General features: G+C 59.4%; 18 protein-coding genes. 2 read left to right on the forward strand and 16 right to left on the reverse strand.

The features are described from left to right. Positions 1 to 18: 18 nt before the first annotated feature. From L1249_RS04110 to fabV, 12 genes are all read right to left on the reverse strand, one after another. Complete coding sequence (locus L1249_RS04110; RefSeq protein ID WP_172416367.1) at positions 19 to 1,509, reverse strand: sodium:solute symporter family protein; 1,491 nt, start codon at positions 1,507 to 1,509, stop codon at positions 19 to 21. Further along, a complete protein-coding gene (locus L1249_RS04115) occupies positions 1,502 to 1,801 on the reverse strand; it encodes a hypothetical protein (protein WP_228168647.1) in 300 nt (99 codons plus the stop codon). Before L1249_RS04115 ends, L1249_RS04110 begins: the two co-directional genes overlap by 8 nt. 213 nt (positions 1,802 to 2,014) lie before the next feature. Then, complete coding sequence (locus L1249_RS04120; protein WP_235253406.1) at positions 2,015 to 3,043, reverse strand: methionine synthase; 1,029 nt, start codon at positions 3,041 to 3,043, stop codon at positions 2,015 to 2,017. A 25-nt stretch (positions 3,044 to 3,068) separates the two neighbouring features. Next, complete coding sequence (locus tag L1249_RS04125; RefSeq protein WP_235253408.1) at positions 3,069 to 4,046, reverse strand: DUF1852 domain-containing protein; 978 nt, start codon at positions 4,044 to 4,046, stop codon at positions 3,069 to 3,071. A gap of 211 nt (positions 4,047 to 4,257) precedes the next feature. After that, positions 4,258 to 5,607: an N-succinylarginine dihydrolase gene (astB, locus tag L1249_RS04130; RefSeq protein WP_235253409.1), complete on the reverse strand. Its 1,350-nt coding sequence runs from the start codon at positions 5,605 to 5,607 to the stop codon at positions 4,258 to 4,260. Next, positions 5,604 to 7,076, reverse strand: coding sequence for a succinylglutamate-semialdehyde dehydrogenase (astD, locus tag L1249_RS04135; protein WP_235253416.1), 1,473 nt, complete (start codon positions 7,074 to 7,076; stop codon positions 5,604 to 5,606). Before astD ends, astB begins: the two co-directional genes overlap by 4 nt. A gap of 78 nt (positions 7,077 to 7,154) precedes the next feature. Further along, on the reverse strand, positions 7,155 to 8,186 hold the full coding sequence (astA, locus tag L1249_RS04140; protein WP_044629254.1) for an arginine N-succinyltransferase: 1,032 nt from the start codon (positions 8,184 to 8,186) through the stop codon (positions 7,155 to 7,157). Further along, on the reverse strand, positions 8,186 to 9,250 hold the full coding sequence (locus tag L1249_RS04145) for an arginine N-succinyltransferase (protein ID WP_235253410.1): 1,065 nt from the start codon (positions 9,248 to 9,250) through the stop codon (positions 8,186 to 8,188). The genes astA and L1249_RS04145 overlap by 1 nt, the downstream gene beginning before the upstream one ends. Before the next feature lie 35 nt (positions 9,251 to 9,285). Next, complete coding sequence (locus tag L1249_RS04150; protein ID WP_235253411.1) at positions 9,286 to 10,500, reverse strand: aspartate aminotransferase family protein; 1,215 nt, start codon at positions 10,498 to 10,500, stop codon at positions 9,286 to 9,288. 100 nt (positions 10,501 to 10,600) lie between these two features. Continuing rightward, positions 10,601 to 11,575 (reverse strand): GlxA family transcriptional regulator, encoded by a 975-nt coding sequence (locus L1249_RS04155; RefSeq protein WP_170968094.1) that lies wholly within the window; start codon positions 11,573 to 11,575, stop codon positions 10,601 to 10,603. A 195-nt stretch (positions 11,576 to 11,770) separates the two neighbouring features. Then, positions 11,771 to 11,986: a hypothetical protein gene (locus L1249_RS04160; RefSeq protein ID WP_044629257.1), complete on the reverse strand. Its 216-nt coding sequence runs from the start codon at positions 11,984 to 11,986 to the stop codon at positions 11,771 to 11,773. A 67-nt stretch (positions 11,987 to 12,053) separates the two neighbouring features. Then, on the reverse strand, positions 12,054 to 13,250 hold the full coding sequence (gene fabV / locus L1249_RS04165) for an enoyl-ACP reductase FabV (protein WP_044629258.1): 1,197 nt from the start codon (positions 13,248 to 13,250) through the stop codon (positions 12,054 to 12,056). A 160-nt stretch (positions 13,251 to 13,410) separates the two neighbouring features. Here fabV and L1249_RS04170 point away from each other — a divergent pair, with 160 nt between their 5' ends. Beyond that, the gene (locus L1249_RS04170) at positions 13,411 to 13,794 is read left to right on the forward strand and encodes a DUF7079 family protein (RefSeq protein ID WP_044629259.1); all 384 of its coding nucleotides are present in this window, start codon (positions 13,411 to 13,413) and stop codon (positions 13,792 to 13,794) included. 12 nt (positions 13,795 to 13,806) lie between these two features. On the opposite strand, the gene L1249_RS04175 is transcribed toward L1249_RS04170, so the two are convergent. Both L1249_RS04175 and L1249_RS04180 read right to left on the reverse strand, forming a co-directional pair. Continuing rightward, a complete protein-coding gene (locus L1249_RS04175) occupies positions 13,807 to 14,292 on the reverse strand; it encodes a glutathione peroxidase (RefSeq protein ID WP_044629284.1) in 486 nt (161 codons plus the stop codon). Between the two features lie 76 nt (positions 14,293 to 14,368). Continuing rightward, the gene (locus L1249_RS04180) at positions 14,369 to 14,986 is read right to left on the reverse strand and encodes a LysE family translocator (protein WP_235253412.1); all 618 of its coding nucleotides are present in this window, start codon (positions 14,984 to 14,986) and stop codon (positions 14,369 to 14,371) included. A 233-nt stretch (positions 14,987 to 15,219) separates the two neighbouring features. Between L1249_RS04180 and L1249_RS04185 the strand changes: the two genes are divergently transcribed. Further along, the gene (locus tag L1249_RS04185; RefSeq protein ID WP_044629261.1) at positions 15,220 to 15,951 is read left to right on the forward strand and encodes a YebC/PmpR family DNA-binding transcriptional regulator; all 732 of its coding nucleotides are present in this window, start codon (positions 15,220 to 15,222) and stop codon (positions 15,949 to 15,951) included. 316 nt (positions 15,952 to 16,267) lie between these two features. On the opposite strand, the gene L1249_RS04190 is transcribed toward L1249_RS04185, so the two are convergent. Together L1249_RS04190 and L1249_RS04195 are read right to left on the reverse strand one after the other, a co-directional pair. Further along, positions 16,268 to 17,095: a mechanosensitive ion channel family protein gene (locus L1249_RS04190; RefSeq protein ID WP_054641285.1), complete on the reverse strand. Its 828-nt coding sequence runs from the start codon at positions 17,093 to 17,095 to the stop codon at positions 16,268 to 16,270. An 8-nt stretch (positions 17,096 to 17,103) separates the two neighbouring features. Beyond that, entirely contained in the window at positions 17,104 to 18,291 is a 1,188-nt protein-coding gene (locus tag L1249_RS04195) for a hypothetical protein (RefSeq protein WP_054645132.1), read from the reverse strand. Positions 18,292 to 18,359 lie beyond the last annotated feature (68 nt).

Consider the following 18,359-nt stretch of genomic DNA (forward strand, 5'->3'; position numbering starts at 1 on the left):
ACGATGGACGTTAACAGATTAAGACACCCGTCTGCCCAAACGCGTCAGTCCGCGAGGGGCTGAAATGCGAAAGAAACGCTCGACCACCTCTTCACGCGTAGCAGGGGTCACTAATGACACCAGAACAAATAGCGGCAAATTGACCATGAGCCCCCAAAAACCGGCATGAATGCCGAGCGGGTGTCGCCATAGCGTGGTGAATGCTACCGTCACTACGAAACCGCCCAAAATGCCCGCCATAACGCCCAACCTAGAGGCGCGAGGCCAAAAGAACATACCAATGAATGCAGGCAACACCTGCGACGCAAAACCAAGCCCAACCAGCAGGATCATTACTAGGCTACCCGGCTCGGCAATCGCCAGCGGCGCAATCAGCAAGAACATAATGGGTAGAATCAAAAGCCGCGCCAACTGGGCGGTGTCACCCTCCGAGAGCTTGAAAAGCGGCTGCAGCACGTCTTTACTCACGGAAAGGGAAACCGAGTGAATGAATGGCTCGCTGGAAGACATGGAGGCTGCCAGGGTGCCCGCGCCCAGCAGCCCCACCAGCACCACGGGCAAGTGCTGCATGGCGTATTCCAGCACCACGGTATCTGCCCGCGCCAGCTCCGGCAGCGAGAAAATACCGATAAAGCCCACCACCACCATGGGCAGAATCACCACGTAATAGGTAGGCAGCCACGTTGCGCTACGGCGAATGGTACGTGCGGAGGAGGCGCTCATCCACTGCGTCCAGACGGGGGGCATGAACGACAGCATCGAGACGATGATCGACGTGGTCCAGAAGCTAAAACTCATATCGCCCCCCGCGCCGGGGAGGGTCAGAAACTCGGGGTGCTCTGCGGCGATGCGTTCAAATACGCCCGTAAAACTCAGCCCGCCGGTGGCGCTGTGTACGGCCCACAGGCCTACCGCCCAGGCCACCGCCAGCATCAGCACACCCTGGAACGCGTTAGTGCGGCCTATCGCCCGCTGCCCGCTGGCGTAGAGATACACGGCTATACAAGTCAGCACCAACAGCACGCCTAGCCAAACGGGTATCAACCCGCCGCTCATCACAAACAGGATATAAGCGGAACCAATGGTTTGTAGCACTGCGTAGGCCACCGAGCCCACCGCCATCACCAGCGCGGAGAGCGCCCCTAGCGCAGGGCTTTGATAACGGTCGGCAATGGCGCTTGCTTGGGTCACATGGCCAAACTGCTCGCCGAACTGCCATACCTTCGGCCCGAAGTACCACGCCACCAGCGCTAAATAGGCCAAATAAACCGCCACATAAAATACCGCCACGCCCTTGGAGTAGGCCCAGCCCGGTGCGCCCATGAAGGTGTAAGCACTCACACTGCCCGCCGCGATCAGTAAGTAGAGGGTCACTGGCCCCATACTGCGCCCAGCCACGCCCCACTCTTCTAGCGTATTCATAGAGCGCCCCGCCCGTGCGCGAAGGCCGATCAACATGGCGGTGGCCACGTATAACAGCGTGATCACTAACGGCCAGGCACTATTCATGGTCGTCTCGCTCTACAATGCGATTGCCCACCAGCATGACCGCTACGCAGGAGAGGATGATCACATAGCTCCACACCACCAGCAGCGGCAACCCCATGACCAGCGTGGCCCGGTTCACCCAACCAATCACTGGCCAAATACCGGCCAATACTAGCGCCACAAAGGCAATGAAAAGCCCCCAGCCCGCCCAGGACGTGGGCAGCACAAAAATACGTCGCATGTCATATCCATCATGATGAAAGGAAGTCAACACCACCACGGCTGTCATGGCGGTGTCGCGGCGCGTTGCCATACTGGCAGCCACCCTAGCCGTTAAGTCGTTCATGATGAAGATTTTAATGCTTTCCGACGTCTATTTCCCTCGGGTGAACGGCGTGCCGACGTCGATCGAAAGCTTTCGGGGGAGCGCTGGAACGAGGATACCCAGGCGGAAGCTCTAGTCCGCCTGTATCACTCTCTGTGTCCCAATGCATGGGGGTCATCACCCGCCTGATGGCCAAGCCGACTATCGAGAAATCTCCTGCCGTACGATTGCCGCGCCAGCGCTCAGCGCCTGCAGCTTACCCTGGGCGACTTCACGGGGCAGGGGCGTCATACCGCAGTTGGTGCAGGGGTAGAGCTTGTCGGCATCGACGAACTGCAGCGCCTTGCGCAGCGTGTCGGCGACCTCTTCCGGCGTCTCGATGGCGTGGGTGGCCACGTCGATGGCCCCAACCATCACCTTCTTGCCGCGAATCAGCTCGATCAGCTCCATCGGCACGTGAGAGTTCTGGCACTCTAGCGAAACGATGTCGATGTTCGACGCCTGCAGCTTGGGGAAGATCTCTTCGTACTGGCGCCACTCCGACCCGAGCGTCTTCTTCCAATCGGTATTGGCCTTGATGCCGTAGCCGTAGCAGATATGCACGCCGGTCTCGCAGGTGACGCCTTCGATAGCTTTCTCCAGGGCGGCGATGCCCCAGTCGTTCACCTCATCGAAGAAAACGTTGAAGGCGGGCTCATCGAACTGAATGATGTCCACGCCAGCCGCCGCCAGATCGCGGGCTTCCTGGTTGAGGATCTTGGCGAACTCCCAGGCCAGCTTTTCGCGGCTCTTGTAGTGGCCATCATAGAGCGTATCGACCATGGTCATGGGCCCGGGCAGCGCCCACTTGATCGGCTGGTCGGTCTGCTGGCGCAGGAACTTGGCATCCTCGACGAAGACCGGTTTTTCCCGCGAGACGGGGCCCACCACCGAGGGCACGCTGGCGTCGTAGCGGTCGCGGATCTTGACGATCTCGCGCTGCTCGAAATCAACGCCGTTCAAGTGCTCGATGAAGGTGGTGACGAAGTGCTGGCGAGTCTGCTCACCGTCGCTAACGATATCGATACCCGCCAAGCGCTGATCGTGCAGCGATACCCGCAGTGCATCCTGCTTGCCTTGGGCCAGCTCCTCGCCCTGCAGCTTCCAGTCCGACCAGAGTTTTTCTGGCTCGGCCAGCCAAGCGGGCTTGGGCAGGCTTCCGGCCGTCGATGTGGGCAGCAATGTCTTCATAACAATATCCTTGGTAAACAGTGAATCAAAGGGCGGCATCGGCCGACCAGCGCTCGAGCACGTGACGGAAAGGTTCGATGAAGTAGCGCTCGGCAAACTTGCCCTGCTCGACGGCCAGCTGGCTACGCTCTTCGCGGTCGTACTCGATACGGGTCAACGAGTAGTCCTGATGGGTCAGATGCGGTTGATAGACCTTACCTGCCGCCGAGTTAGCGTTGTAAATTTCCGGTCGATAGATCTTCTGGAACGTCTCCATGGTGCTGATGGCGCTGATCAGTTCGAGATCGCTGTAATCGGCCAGCAGATCGCCGGAAAAGTAGAACGCCAGCGGTGCCACGCTATGGGGCGGCATGAAGTAACGCACCTGCAGGCCCATCTTGGCGAAATAGAAATCCGTGAGTGACGATGTGTCGTTCACGTATTCGACGCCCAGCACCGGGAGGCGATTTTCCGTCTGACGATACACCTTGTTGCTGGAAACGCTGAGACAGATCACCGGCGCCTTGCTGGCAACGGATCGATACGCCTCGGAGTCGACGAAACGCTTGAACAGCTTGCCGTGAAGATCGCCAAACCCCTCCGGAATACCAAATTCCGACCGCTCCTTGTTGTGCTCCGAGAGCCACACGCTGAAGTCGTAGTCGCGGACGTAGGAGGAGAAGTTGTTCCCCGTCATGCCCTCGATGCGTTTGTCGAGATGCCGATCGATGATGGTCGTCTTCAACATCTCGATCGCCGGGAAGGTAGCGCCTTCAGCCGCCACGCTTAGCTCGCCGGTAATGATCTCCAGCTCGACGGCGTAGCGGTCTGCCTTGGGGTTATCCCAATGGGCCAGGGTATTGAAGCGATTGTCGATCATGGTCAGCGCGTTACGCAGGTTTTCCTGGCAGCGCTCGCCTCTCGCCAGATTGGCGAAGTTGGTCGTGGTACGCGTGCTCTCGGCAGGACGGTAGTTTTCGTCGAACCGGACGCTCTTGATATCGAAGGTAAAGTCGTAGCTCATCGCGAACAAACACCCTGTTGGTCGAGATTGGCGACGGCGCCCCAATGCAGCTCAGCGCTCGATGCCATGTGTGACGTTTCGATAGACGGGCGTTAGCGCCACGTCATCGAAGAGGATGTGTTCTTTATGCCAGACCCACCATATGAATGAAAAGCGACATTAATTCAACTCATCATGAGAAAACCTCATGATGAGCTGTTTGGCAGGGCGCTTACCCCTGTTGAAACGGATACACCGAGCCAATGTTCAGCAGCTGCGTCAGCTCATCCAGCGCGGTGAGCACCTCCGTCGCGAGCTGCGGATCGGCCAAGTCGTCGGTGGCGAGGCGGTCGCGGTAGTGGCGGCTCACCCAGGCGGTGAGGTCGTCGTAAAGCGCATCATCAAGCAGCACGCGACCGCTGAGGGCAGCCCGCTCGGCCTCGCTGAGCACCACGCGCAAACGCAGGCAGGCGGGGCCACCGCCGTTGCGCATGCTCTGCTTCACGTCCTTGACGATCACTTCGCCAATGGGGTTATTGCCTGCCAGGATGAAGTCCTGCAGCGTGCGCCACACGGCTTCCCGCTCCTGGCACTCGCTGGGCACCACTAGGGTCATGGTGCCATCCGGGTTGGAGAGCAGTTGCGAGTTGAACAGGTACGACGCTACCGCGTCTTCCATGCTCACCGCTTCCACCGGCACCCGGACAGGAATCAGCGGCGTGCTCATCTTGGCGCGCAGCTCGTTAAGCGTGTGCTCTTCATCAAGAAATGCCATTTCGTGGTAGAGCAGCACCGGGCCGTTGCCCACGGCAATCACATCGTTGTGGAACACCCCGGCATCGATGGCCTCGGGATGCTGCTGAGCAAATACGGTCTGGGCGTCGCTCAGCCCGTGCTGGCGGGCCACCGCCTGGCTGGCTTCCAGCGTTTGCCGGGCCGGATAACGCTTGGGCTCGTTCCGCCCGCCGCCAAACGCCTGTCGGCCATACACGAACAGGTGCACGCCGGGCTCGCCATACTCACCGCACAGCCGAGTGTGGTTGGCCGCCCCTTCATCGGAAAACGCGGGGGTGGCGGGCAGCACCGGGTGGTGGGCGAAGTGCTGCTCATCGCGGAAAATCGCCTGGAGCACGCGCCCCGTGGTGCGCGGCTCCAGGTAGCGGTGGAAACTCGACTGCAGGTTGGCCGGGGTAACGTGCATCCGACCATCGGGTGCATCCACGCTAGGCGTAATGGTGCCCGCGTTAGCGGTCCACATGCTGGACGCCGAGCACACCGCCCGCAGCAGTTGCGAGGCTTGCTGCGCGGCACGTGCCAGCATCTCACGGTCGCTGCCGGTGAAGCCCAAGTCGCGCAGCGCGCCCAAATCGGGGCGCTGCTGAGGAGGCAAAACGCCCTGGGCGTAGCCTGCGTCCATCAGCGATTTCATCTTGGCCAGCCCCTGCAGCGCCCCCTCTTTGGGGTTGGAGACCAAACCACCGTGGCTCATGGAGGCGACGTTACCATGGGCAAGCCCCGAGTAGTTATGGGTCAGCCCTACCAAGCCGTCGAAGTTGACTTCCCGGATGCCGTGCATGCTCATAGGCTGACTCCTGGCGGCAGGGTTTCGGGCATTTCCAGGCTTTCGGCCTCCATGGAGGCGACCGGGTAAGCGCAGTAATCCGCGGCGTAGTAGGCACTGGGGCGGTGGTTGCCGCTGTCGCCCACGCCGCCGAAGGGCGCATCGCCCGAGGCACCGGTGGTCTGGCGGTTCCAGTTGACGATACCGGCGCGGATACGCAGCAGGAAGTCGTCCCAATCCGACTGCTCGCCCCCGATCAACCCAGCCGACAGGCCATAGCGGGTGTCGTTGGCCAGGGCAAGCGCCTCATCCCAATCCGTATAGCGATGGACTTTCAGCAGCGGGCCGAAGTGCTCCTCGTCGGGCACGTTCAACCCCGTCACGTCGATCAGCGCGGGGCTGAGCAAGCTAGTGCCCTCTTTGAGGCGCTGCATACGATTGATCACCGTGCCGCCCATGGCTTCCAGTTCATCCTGCGCCTTGAGCAGGCCATCGGCGGCGACAACGCTGACCAAGCCGCCATAAAACGGCGCTGGCTCCTCGTCGAACTGCCCCGCCACGTGCAGCTTGGCGATGGCATCCGAAAGCGCATCGATGAGGTGGTCGCCCACCTCCCCCTGGGGCACCATCAAGCGGCGGGCGCAAGTGCAGCGCTGCCCCCCTGAGAGAAACGCCGACTGGAGAATCGTCAGCACGGCAGCGCGCTCATCCTCCACATCCTTCACCACCAGCGGATTGTTGCCGCCTAATTCCAGCGCGAGGATTTTATCCAGCTGCCCGGCAAACTGCTGCTGCAGCATGCCACCCACTTTGGCACTGCCGGTAAACAGCAGACCGTCGATACCGGGGTGGGCAGAGAGCGCCTGTCCCACGGCCACACCGCCCTGCACGAGGTTGATCACCCCAGCAGGCAGCCCGGCTTCTATCCAGCACTGCAGGGTGAGATCCGCGGTGAGCGGGGTTTGGTCGCTGGGCTTGAACACCACGGTGTTACCCGCCAGCAGCGCAGGCACCATATGGCCATTGGGCAGGTGGCCAGGGAAGTTATAGGGGCCAAATACTGCCATGACGCCGTGGGGGCGATGACGAAGGACCGCTTTGGCACTGCCGACGGCTTTTTCACGCTCCCCGGTGCGCTCGTGGTACGCCTTGATGGAGAGCGCGATTTTACCAATCATCGCACCTGCTTCGGTGCGGGCTTCCCACAGCGGTTTGCCGGTTTCCGAGGCAATGGCAATAGCTAAGTCTTCTCGTCGAGCGGTGACGACCTCGGCAAACCGCTCAACCAGCGCCTGCCGCTCAGCAAAAGGCGTACGTGCCCAGGCCGGGAATGCCGCTCGCGCCGCCTCCACCGCAGCGCCGACTTGGCTGCTGGAAGCTGCCGCTCCTTGCCAAAGCAGCATACCCGCCACCGGATCATGCTTGGTAAAAGGCTCGGCGTTGCCGACGACCCAAGTGCCGTTGATCAGTTGTTGCTGCTGGGCATGCATGTTCTCGGTGTGCATCATGCTCTCCTTTACTGAATTTTTGTCGTTCGCGCGGGTAGAGGGACGTTCCAGGCGTTCATGTTAGGTTTCCAGCAGGCGAACGGCGTCGCCGGTGGAAACCCCTAGCCGATCGGCCTCATCGGTGGTGAGCACGATCGTGCTACTGTCGGCAGGGCCACGGCCGATCCAGCTCGCGGTAAAGTTCAGCATCTGGGTAGATGCCGCCAGCCAGCGGCTAACGCTCTCTTGCGGCGCGTTAGAGGAGACTTCCACCTGATAAAGCTGCGAGTTGCGAATCGCCCGCACGTCATCGATGTAGGCCTCCACTGTGGGGCCACCATCGAAAATGTCGATATAGCCTTCCCAGCGCAGCCCCTCTTTTTTAAGCATCTCCAGCGCTGGCCGGGTGTGACGGTGCACCTGCCCGATACACGCCCGCGCCTCTTCCGACATGAAGGTGGTGTAGATCGGGAACTTGGGCATCAGCTCACCGATGAAGCTCTTCTGGCCCAGGCCGGTTAAGCGGTCGGCTTCGTTGAAATCCATGGGGAAGAAGTGTTTCCCCAGGCTCTCCCAGAAGGGACTAACGTTGTTCTCGTCGAACACGCCGCGCATCTCGGCCAGCACTTTCTGCGGAAAGCGGTCGCGAAACTGGGCAATGAACAGCCAGCGCGCTTTGGAAAGCAGCGCCCCGTTACGCAGGTGCTTGTTGGCCTCGCCGCGATACTCCGGACGCAGAAACAGCGAACACACTTCGGCGTCGCCGGTGTGGTCGGAGCTCAAGAATAGCGTGTCGATGGTGCGATGCAGATCGAGCTGTACCGACGAGTGCGCCAGCGTGCCAAGCCGGTAGTTGTAGAACGGCACTTCACGCCCTACCTGGCCTTCGATGGCGCAACAACCTGCTAGCTCGCCGTTGGTTTCATCTTCCAGCACGAAGAAGTAGAGACGGTCGTCCACTGGCGTACGCTCTTCGAACGCGCGGGCGGCGGACTCGATCTTACCGGCCAAAAACTCGCGGTTATCCGGCAGCGAGGTAAAGCCAACACCGGCCTGCTGCGCAAGCGCCTGGAGCCCATCCAGATCATCACGGGCAATGGGTCGAATGCGCATTACATCTCTCCTTCATCGAGCGCATCGATGGCGCTTGGCAGGGTTAACGGTGCCGCCAGCACCGCCCGTCCCTCTTCTACACCCAAACGCTCCGCGTGCTGCGGCGAGAGCATCAGCTGCCCCGTGGGCGATAGCGCGTAGCGCGCGACGATACAGCGGAAATCGCTCAGCGTTTGATTGGCAATCATCGCCGGTTCGGCATCGGGTAGCGCGTGCTCGGGGCGTATCCGTACCGGGTGCCAGGCGGCGCGACGGAAGGTTTCCAGGCGCTCGCGCTCGGCTTTGACGATGGGGCCTGCATCGAAAATATCCACATGCCGGGAGCGCACGAAGCCCTCGGCCAGCATTTCGGCCAGCGCCTCTTCATGGGCAGGATGCTCGCGGCCAATGGCAGCACGGGCCTGGGGCGTGAGCAGTGGCAAATAGAGCGGAAACTGCGGCATCACCTCGGCAATGAAGCTCTTTGAGCGCACGCCCGCTATGTGATTCATTTCTTGGAAGCTGCGGGCAAAAAAGTGGCGGCCCACGCTCTCCCAAAATGGAGATTCATTCTGGCTATCCAAAAAGCCGGGAAAAGCCACCGCCAGAATCCGTGAGAAGCGCTCCGGATACTGGGCGATGAACATCAGCCGCGCTCGGCGCAGAAGGCTCTCGGCGCTGGTGCCCTTGTAGCGCGGGTCGAGCGACAGTGCACAGAGCAGTGTGGCATCCGAGGCTTCATGAGAGAGCGCCAGTGTTTGCACCTCACGGCGCACGTTGAGCTGCTGCGATGCGTGAATCAGCGTCTCTTGGCGGTAGGTGTAGTAGGCCTCGGCAGCCCCCGCCTGGGCGCGGATGGTGGCCGTCCCCAGCACCTCGTTGCGGCTATCGTCCGCCAGCACGAACATATAGTGCTCGTTACCGGGGTACTCGATCTCGCTCTCGAATGCTTCTTGGGAGCGCACGATGCGCTCCTCAAGACGGTCGCGATTGGCGGGCAGGTTGGTAAGCCGAGGCACCGCATGTTCTGCCAGTTGCTCTAAGGCGGAAAGGTCAGCCAGGGTGACCGGTCGGATTACCAACATGTTTAACGCCCCCTCTTGTGTGACTTGCGCCTGACTCATGCGCTAGCGACAAGTCGCTCGATGGCACGCTCGAGACGCGCCATGCCCTCGGCGATGTCTTCCTCGGGAATCACCAGCGAGGGCGCCATACGCAGCACGTTGGGGCCTGCAATCAGCGCCATCACGCCCTCTTCGATCGCCAACGGCAGAATATCTTTGGCGCGGCCTTCGAAAGCGTCCGACATCTGGGCCCCCATCAGCATGCCCATGCCGCGGATCTCTTTGAAAACGCCGTGTTTGCGGTTGATGGTTTCCAGGTGCTCGCGGAACAGGTCGTGGCGGTGTTTAACACCTTGCAGCACCTCCGGCGTATCGATGAACTCGACCGCCGCCAGCGCCACCGCTGAGGCCAATGCGTTACCGCCGTAGGTAGAGCCGTGGGTGCCGATGGCTAGCGATGTGGCGATGGCATCGGTGGTCAGCATGGCACCAATCGGGAAGCCGCCGCCCAGCGACTTAGCGCTGGTGAGAATATCCGGGGTAATGCCGAAGTTTTTATAGGCATACAGCTCTCCGCTGCGTCCAACGCCGGTTTGCACTTCATCGAAAATCAGCAGCGCGTTGTGCTCGTCACACAGATTGCGCAGGCCCTGCAAGAATTCCTGAGTGGCGGGTACGATGCCGCCTTCGCCCTGCATCGGCTCGACCATGATGGCGCAGGTATCGTCGCCCACGAGCTTGCGCACGCTCTCCAGGTCGTTGAAGTTGGCGTGCAGAATGCCGCCCGGTACTGGGCCAAAGCCTTGGGAGTACTTGGGCTGGCCGCCGACACTGACGGTAAAGAAGGTGCGGCCATGGAACGATTGGTAGAACGAGATGATTTTGTCTTTGTGCTCACCGTAGTGGTCGACCGCCCAGCGGCGGGCCAGCTTTAATGCGGCTTCGTTGGCTTCACCGCCAGAGGAGCACAGGAACACTTTATCGGCGAAGGTGCGCTCGGTAAGGGTTTTGGCCAGTTTGAGCGCCGGTTCGTTGGTGAATACGTTGGAGAGATGCCAAAGCTTTTCGCCCTGCTCTTTCAGCGCATTGACCAGCACCGGATGGCAGTGACCCAGGGAGTTCACCGCAATACCGCCAGCGAAATCGATGTACTCGCGGCCCTCTTGGTCCCACAAGCGGCTGCCTTCACCACGTACCGGAATAATCTGCTGCGGCGCGTAGTTAGGCGTCATGTAGTGGTCGAAGTCTTGACGGCTTGGGGTGTGGCTCATGGGACAGTACCTCCAGTGGAGTAAGCGATGGATTCAGTATACGGGGGGCGTAGGACGCCCTGCTTTCAGTATTGGGACGGTAAATTATGAAAAGCTGCGCCTACCCCAGCCGCTCTTCCCGCGGGGTGATCCCAAAATGGTTACGGTAGGCGGTGGAAAAGTGCGCGCCCGAGGAGAAACCGGTCATCAGGGCAATGTCGCCCACGGGACGGTCGCTCTCTCTGAGCTGCTTGCGGGCTTCCTGCAGCCGCAAGTCCAGATAATAACGGCTTGGCACCGCCTGCAGGTACTTCTTGAATAGTCGCTCCAGCTGACGCCGGGAGATCCCCAAATGCTCGGCCAGTTCCAACGTCGAGAGCGGCTCTTCGATATTGGCTTCCATAAGAGTCACCGCATCTACCAAGCTCTGGGGCGCGTGGCCCAAACGGTTGCGCAGCGGCACGTGCTGGCGCTCATCGGCTAAGCGAATACGGTCGCAAACAAACTGTTCAGAGACCTGCTCGGCCAAGCGCGGGCCGTGATGCTTGCCAATTAGCGTGAGCATCATATCCATAGCGGCGGTGCCGCCCGCGCAGGTCAGGCGGTCGCGATCAATTTCAAACAGCTGTTGGGAGAGCGTCACCTGGGGGTAGGCTTGGGCAAACGCGTCGAAGCGCTGCCAAGGCAAGGTAGCGCGGTAGCCCTCCAGCAGACCACAGCGGGCGAGCACCTCGGTGCCTCCGGCCAAACCGCCGATAGCAACGCCACGGCCATGATGGCTACGCAGCCACTCATTGAGCTTCGCGGGCAATACGTAGGGTAGCGGCGTAGGCGCACACACCAGCAGTAAATCCAGCGGGCCAAGGGGGGCTCCTAACGCATGCTGCGCGATGAGCGAAAGCTGCGCGCCGCTGCGCACGGGCTCTTCATCTAGGCTGAGGGTAACGGTGTGGTACAGCATCTGGCCGCTCAGCTGGTTGGCCATTTGCAGCGGCTCAATAGCGCTGGCGTGAGCCAACAGCGAAAACCCAGGCAGCAACACAAACGCCACCCGCCTGCGGTGGCTAGGGGGTGGCGTTAACGTACTGGAATGCATGTGAATTCGCTGTGCTGCCTATTGCGCTGCATGAAAACCGCCGCTGGTTGACTGGATAAGGCGTTCTATTTAAACGCTATCTTACTCAATTGCGCGATTGAAGGCAGCGCCATGTCCACGCAAACAAAAACAGGACGCATAAATGCAAATTGCCGAGCCTAGGCCCGGCAATTTGCACAATAGCAAACGCTCACTTTAGCCGCCGCTATTGCCTAATCCCAACATGACAATGCCAGCGACGATGATGCCCATAATCACGATGACTAACGGCAGCATTTTATGCAGCCCATTAGCGGGCTTTTTCGCTTCAGGCTGCAGTTGAGGCTGCGAGGTCTCGAAATCCTCAGGTATGCGCTCGCTCAGCACGTGCTCTTTCTCTTCTTCCGGGGTTTTGCTCTCTCGGGTATCCATACGTCACCTCATCCAGTCCGGTCGATGATTCATAGCGCGTCGGCGTGCGCTGCCCGTCGCGCTGCGTTTATAACGTTACGACATCGAACTCGACCTCGGGGTTCACATCGGCATCGTAGTCCACGTCGTCACGCTCGAAGCCGAACAGCTTCAGGAACTCGTGCTTGTAACCAGCATAGTCGGTGATCTGGAACAGGTTCTCGGTGGTCACCTGAGGCCACAGATCCTTACACGCCTGCTGCACGTCGTCACGCAGCTCCCAGTCATCCAGACGCAGGCGGCCAGCCTCGTCGGTGGTGAACTCACCTCCATAGAGGCGCTCGCCGAACAGGCGGTTGAGCTGCTCGATGGTGCCTTCGTGCAGGCCCTTCTCCTTCATCACCTTGTAGACCATGGCGATGTACAGCGGCATCACCGGAATCGCCGCGCTGGCTTGGGTAACGACGGATTTCAGCACCGCCACGTTGGCACCGCCGCCGCTCTCTTGCAGCTTGGCATCGATGGCCGCCGCTGCGCGGTCCAGGTCTTCCTTGGCTTTCCCCAGGGCACCATGCCAGTAGATCGGCCAGGTGATTTCGGTACCGATATAGCTGAACGCCACGCTGCGGGCACCTTTGGCCAGCACGCCTGCATCGGCCAGAGCGCTCATCCACAGCTCCCAGTCTTCGCCGCCCATCACGGTGATGGTGTCGTCGATCTCTTGCTGGGTGGCCGGTTCCACTTCGGCTTCAATAATGGTGTCTTTGTTAGTATCAATGGCCGTGGCGCGGTAGGTCTCACCAATCGGCTTTAGGCTAGAACGTTTGACTTCACCGGTATCGGGCAGCTTACGCACGGGGGATGCCAGTGAGTAAACCACGAGATCAATCTCACCCATGTCTTGCTTGATCAGCTCAATGGCTTTTTCCCGCGCTTCGTGGGAGAACGCATCGCCATTAATGGATTTGCTGTACAGACCTTCCTGCTTGGCAAACTTATCGAACGCGGCGCTGTTGTACCAGCCAGCGGTGCCCGGCTTCTTCTCGGTGCCCGGCTTTTCAAAAAACACCCCCAGAGTGTCGGCGCCGTAACCAAAGGCGGCGGTAATACGCGCCGCTAGGCCGTAACCGCTAGAGGCACCGATCACCAGCACTTTCTTCGGGCCTTGGCTTTTGTCCAAACCACGGGCGCGGGTCGCTTCGATCTGCTCGAGAACGTTCTGCTCGCAGCCTTTCGGGTGGGTGGTGGTGCAGATAAAGCCACGCACTTTCGGTTTAATGATCACATTCGACCCCTTCATCAGATGAGTATTGCGTTCGGCACGGCAGTGCCGAGTTATCAATGAGGGTATTCTAGCGGTCTCGGCGCGCCCTGTCCGCTCTTGAGCTTATCCGCCATTCGCGGCAGGATAGCGGCCTGCCCACCACTTGCCGACGGGATCTTTAATGAATGCACAGCAGCTAGTCGATGAGCGGGGCGATTTGTGGCTAGCACTTGCCCCTCTCTGGCTTGACCGCGAACCCAGCGAGCGCGACTACGCCCATATGATTGAGGTGATTGAGCAGCACAAGATGTCGCTCAAAGAGCTTGAGTGGATGCTACGCCTGGAGCTGGCGCCGGTGATGTCACGCCACCAGCTGTCAGTCGCCAGCGAGTGGCGCAAGTTCGATGACTACAAACTGATGAAGCAGCTGGTGAACCACAATCTGAAATTGAAAGGCTGGCGGCGCAAAAGCTGGGCACTCTTTTCGGGATTGACGACCATGATGGTTCGCCATCGCTGGACCGAGCTAATGCAACGCTTGATGGTCGCGCGCGGGGAGGTTTAGCGGCTGGCTGATTCACTCTTTATCCAGTGCGGCTTCAAGGGCTAAGCGCAGCGTTAACCCATGATCCTTGGGGCCAAAGCGGGCGATGACCTTGCCATCTCGGCCTACCAGAAACTTGGTGAAATTCCACTTTACAGCTTTGGTGCCCAAAATCCCTGGCGCCTCCCGCTTGAGCTGTACAAATAGCGGGTGAGCATCGGAGCCGTTGACTTTCACCTTTTCCAGCAGCGGAAAGCTCACCCCGAACTGCTGCTCGCCAAAGGCGCAGAACGCCTCGGCACTCTCGGGCGACTGGCGGCCAAACTGGTTACAGGGGAAGCCCAACACGGTAAATCCACGATCCCGGTAACGCTGGTACAGCCCCTCGAGCTCTTTCAACTGCGGCGTAAAACCGCACTGGCTGGCCACATTGACCACCAATAATACCTGCCCACGCAAAGCGCGCAGATTGAAGGGCTTACCTTGATGGGTATAACAATCCTGCTCGTAAATCGTCATCGCCAGGCCTCTAAAATGCCTTTGCCAGCATACGCTTTACCTTGCCACGGCAACGTTGGCGACACCAGCCTCGTGATCAAAGGATCGGCCCCGCCGCCACCCGCAGCGCCAGCGCGATCAGTAATACGCCAGTCATCCGATTGATCCAGTGCGCGTGGCGCTGCAGCCACGGCAGCACCCGAGAGTGAGAAAGCCCTACGGCCACCAGCACGTACCAGCCACCATCAATAATAATCGCCGTGGCCACGATAATCGCCTTGGCGAGTAGGCTCATCTCGGGGGTGACAAACTGGCTTAATAGCGCCACAAAAAAGATGATCAGCTTAGGGTTGCCCAGTGCCACCAGCACCGCCTCTTTGGCCGCCTGACGCGGTGTGGTGGCCACGGCGCCCGGCGTAAGCGCGCCACCCCGGCCCGCCCGCAACGCTTTTATCCCCAGCCACGCCAGGTAGGCAGCACCAAACCATGTAATCAGCTGAAAAAGCTCGGGAAAGCGCACCATTACAGCGCCCAAGCCCAGCACGGTGAGCAACGCATAAAACCCTACGCCGAAGGCATGAAAAATAGCCGCCGTGATGCCTGGCACGCGACCACCCCCCAACGTGTGGCGTAGCACCAATGCTAAGCTTGGCCCAGGCGACATGGCCCCCATCGCACAAATGGCAGCCAGCGAAAGCCAGAGTGTCAGCGGCATTTTCTCCTCCATGGATAGCCTCGTTATGAGCTGGCCAGTATACGACAGCGCTTGCCTAAGCTAAGGCCAATTCTTGTGTTGTTGCCTGTAGCATGTCTTTTAACCGTAGGGGAAACCACCCAGGCGCTTAAATAACGCTGTTAGCATGGTACGCTGTTGGGTAAAATTTTCCCCTTTTTGAAAACGATGACGCCTGCCATGCAGGCGGTTCATGGCTAATAAAGGACTTCAATATGGGTAGGGCGTTTCAAAACCGTAAGGAATCCATGGCCAAAACGGCCGCTGCGAAAACCAAAGTTTACAGCAAGTATGGACGTGAAATTTACGTCTGTGCCAAAGCGGGCGGTACGGATCCTAACGGTAACCTCGCACTGCGCGGTTTGATAGAGCGTGCCAAGAAAGACCAGGTGCCCTCTCACGTCATTGATAAAGCCTTGGATAAAGCCAGCGGCGCAGGCGGTGAGGATTTTTCACCGGCGCGCTACGAAGGCTTTGGCCCTGGCAACGCCATGGTGATTGTCGACTGCCTCACCGACAACCCCAACCGCACCTTTGGCGATGTGCGCGGCTGCTTCACCAAAACCAAAAGCAAGATCGGCACGCCAGGCAGCGTCAGCCATATGTTCGACCACTGTGCGATTTTCTCCTTCACCGGCAACGATGAAGAAGCGGTGCTGGAAGCGCTAATGGAAGCCGACGTGGATGTCACCGATATTGAGCAGGAAGAGGGCCGCATCACGGTGTTTGCCCCGCACACCGACTACGCCAAAGCCAAGCAGGCGCTGCTAGATGCCTTCGGCGAAATCGACTTTGAAGTCGACGAGATTCAGTTCCTGCCGCAAACCACCACGCCGATTGAAGGCGATGACGTGGCGATGTTCGAGAAATTTCTCAACATGCTCAACGAGCTGGACGACGTACAGAACGTCTTCCATAACGCGGAGCTACCGGAAGAGAGCGCTTGAGCCGTTAGGCGCTTAACGCATCCTTCGGTACAAAAATCCACCCTTCGGCCGCTGGCATCTCTGCTGGCGGCCAAGCCACACTCCCTTTGGCATGCTCCAAGCTCCACGCCAGTAGTGCACAGTGCCAGAAGCCGGTTGATCAAATCACGGCTAGAGGTAGCATCATTCAGCGTGACGCGCAGGTTTCCCCGCCACGGCATGCCTATCACATTGAGCGCGTCATCCAGCACCACCAGCGCATCGCGGCTGGCAGAGCTGTTATCGCAGTTCCAGCCGCCCACGTCCCATCCAATATAGAGTGTGGTTGGTGTTGTCATCAGCTAGCTGCACCTCGTGCATCTAGGGCGGCATCTGGTGGTAGCAGCGCTGGTTGAATGCCAGCAGCGCTTAGCACTGCTTTGCCGCGCACCGTTAAGTCAGTGATAAACAGAAACTGCTGGCGGGGGTCGACGGGGTAAGCACGGATACGGTAATGCGTGCCCCAGGGCTTCTCCTCCGCCACCACAATAATCGGCTCTCCAAACTTTAAATAAGCACTGGTCAGCGCCACATCGCGCAGTGCTTTGCGCACCCAGCCGGCTTCATGCTCTGGATGAAGGTAAAAACTCGCCACGCACTGCAGGCTAGTGCCACCATTATTGGCGTTATAGATCGCAGAGTCCCAAAGCTTTAAATGCGGCACCGCTACCATATCATCGTCCGGCGTTTGGACCTCGACTGTTCGCATGCCCACGTGCTTCACTTCGCCGTACGTGCCTTCGATATTCACCCAGTCGCCAGGCCGGTACGGTAGCTCGACGGCAGACACTACCCCAGCGATCAGGCTGCTGACATAGTCTTTCAGCGCAAAGCCAATGGCTAAGCCAATCGCCCCCAGCAGCGTCACCATATTGCGCAACGACGGCTCGACAATGATGGGTACGGCAATGGCGAGCGCAGCGATCAAAATTAGCAGGCGGGTGAGCGGCACCAGGGCAAAGACCCGAAAGCGCACTTGGCCGTGCAGCCGATTCGCCACCCAGTTGAGTCCTCGCTGGCTGACAATAATCAGTAGAATCGTGCTGACCAAGATAAGGCCGAGCGTTATCAACGCTTGGCTATCCATTTCGTTAAACAGCTTGGCGTACTGCCCTTGGTCTTCCATTAGTACTCCTAGAGCGGGTCAACGAGATAGTTACGCGACTCAAGCAGCTGCCGCACGCTGGCATAGCTAAGCGGCGCCACCTGCCACCGCCCTTGCTGGCTGCTAAGAATGCCGCGCCGCGCCAGGGCAAAGCGTGCATTTAACGATTCGTGATCCGAAAAAGGCAGCACATGTTTTAACGCATGATCTTCCAGCCCGCCGTGAATCAGCAGCGTATGCAGCAGTAAAGTAGCTAGATCGCCGGTATCTGTGGGTAGTTCGGCTTCGGCCAGCGCGTCCAGTAGCCATAGTTCTTGAGAAGTGTCGCTATCCTCTTTATCGCTACATTTATGGCCATTGTTATCACTGCTATCCGAATCTTCTGCTGGCTCACGCAGCCGCTCACGCCAATAGTGCCAGGCAATTCCCAGGTGCCCTCGGCAGTGTGCCGCTAGGCGCTGCAGCTCTTTATAGGCCTCTTTTTGATCACTGTCGCTGGTGAGAATCGATTTACCCGTACGTGTACTGTACACCGTCGGGCACTCCCCCGCTGCTTGGGAAAAATAGTGGGCTAACTGTTCACCTTCGAGCCCTTGGAGGGTCAATACCGGCACGCCTTCTAGCCCCACCGCGTGCTGTAAGTAAGCGTAGGTCCAGCTATCGCATCCCATCACGCTCTGCCCCAGGCGCCCACTCAAAGCACGCTCAAGCAACTCACGAACGCCTTGCAAGCCATTGGTATGGCGTAAAAAGTGGTACTCCAAGGCAGGAATTGCCCAGCGCTTTAGCTGGGTAGCGTCTTCTACCCAGGCTAGGCTGCCGTCCACTAGCTCTTTCAGCGTGGGTACGGTGAGGCAAGGAATATCCTGTTGCGCAGCCCATTGGCTCACCACGGTGCTGTGCTCGCCGTAAGGCGGTGAAATAAACAGCACAACCGGCGCATCTTCGTAGTCTTTCAGCGCCTGTTTCAAGCGTTCGGTGGCGGGCATCCAGTCAATGGGGGGCGCAACATGCGCCAGCTTCACTTCAGGCAGCGCGCGCAGTTCACTCTCCTGCTTCGCTTGGCGCTCGGAAGCTTCCTTGCCTATCATCCAGGTGGTGGCCGCTCGCCAGCTACGCCGCCACTGGCTCGCCTGGGTGCGCTCAGGGGTTTGAAAGGTGTCTAATGCCACCACGTTCCATGGCGATAAAGCCGCGTTCGTTGAGCCTTGCGCCATATCCCGCCTCGATTCAGTAAACTAGATTAAGGTTAGCATGCCTTATGCCATACCCCCGGGGCTAGCCG

The sequence above is a fragment of the Halomonas sp. Cn5-12 genome, from assembly GCF_021532545.1.
GTDB lineage: Bacteria > Pseudomonadota > Gammaproteobacteria > Pseudomonadales > Halomonadaceae > Vreelandella > Vreelandella aquamarina.

Bases quoted from the DNA above. Each gene is read 5' to 3' on its own strand.
- L1249_RS04120 (WP_235253406.1), bottom strand. From the start codon at position 3,043: ATGAAGACATTGCTGCCCACATCGACGGCCGGAAGCCTGCCCAAGCCC.
- L1249_RS04125 (WP_235253408.1), bottom strand. From the start codon at position 4,046: ATGAGCTACGACTTTACCTTCGATATCAAGAGCGTCCGGTTCGACGAA.
- L1249_RS04190 (WP_054641285.1), bottom strand. From the start codon at position 17,095: ATGGAAGACCAAGGGCAGTACGCCAAGCTGTTTAACGAAATGGATAGC.
- L1249_RS04150 (WP_235253411.1), bottom strand. From the start codon at position 10,500: ATGAGCCACACCCCAAGCCGTCAAGACTTCGACCACTACATGACGCCT.
- L1249_RS04160 (WP_044629257.1), bottom strand. From the start codon at position 11,986: ATGGATACCCGAGAGAGCAAAACCCCGGAAGAAGAGAAAGAGCACGTG.
- astD (WP_235253416.1), bottom strand. From the start codon at position 7,076: ATGCATGCCCAGCAGCAACAACTGATCAACGGCACTTGGGTCGTCGGC.
- L1249_RS04185 (WP_044629261.1), top strand. From the start codon at position 15,220: ATGGGTAGGGCGTTTCAAAACCGTAAGGAATCCATGGCCAAAACGGCC.
- L1249_RS04170 (WP_044629259.1), top strand. From the start codon at position 13,411: ATGAATGCACAGCAGCTAGTCGATGAGCGGGGCGATTTGTGGCTAGCA.
- L1249_RS04110 (WP_172416367.1), bottom strand. From the start codon at position 1,509: ATGAATAGTGCCTGGCCGTTAGTGATCACGCTGTTATACGTGGCCACC.
- L1249_RS04145 (WP_235253410.1), bottom strand. From the start codon at position 9,250: ATGTTGGTAATCCGACCGGTCACCCTGGCTGACCTTTCCGCCTTAGAG.
- L1249_RS04155 (WP_170968094.1), bottom strand. From the start codon at position 11,575: ATGCATTCCAGTACGTTAACGCCACCCCCTAGCCACCGCAGGCGGGTG.
- L1249_RS04195 (WP_054645132.1), bottom strand. From the start codon at position 18,291: ATGGCGCAAGGCTCAACGAACGCGGCTTTATCGCCATGGAACGTGGTG.
- astB (WP_235253409.1), bottom strand. From the start codon at position 5,607: ATGAGCATGCACGGCATCCGGGAAGTCAACTTCGACGGCTTGGTAGGG.
- L1249_RS04115 (WP_228168647.1), bottom strand. From the start codon at position 1,801: ATGGCAACGCGCCGCGACACCGCCATGACAGCCGTGGTGGTGTTGACT.
- L1249_RS04175 (WP_044629284.1), bottom strand. From the start codon at position 14,292: ATGACGATTTACGAGCAGGATTGTTATACCCATCAAGGTAAGCCCTTC.
- astA (WP_044629254.1), bottom strand. From the start codon at position 8,186: ATGCGCATTCGACCCATTGCCCGTGATGATCTGGATGGGCTCCAGGCG.
- L1249_RS04180 (WP_235253412.1), bottom strand. From the start codon at position 14,986: ATGCCGCTGACACTCTGGCTTTCGCTGGCTGCCATTTGTGCGATGGGG.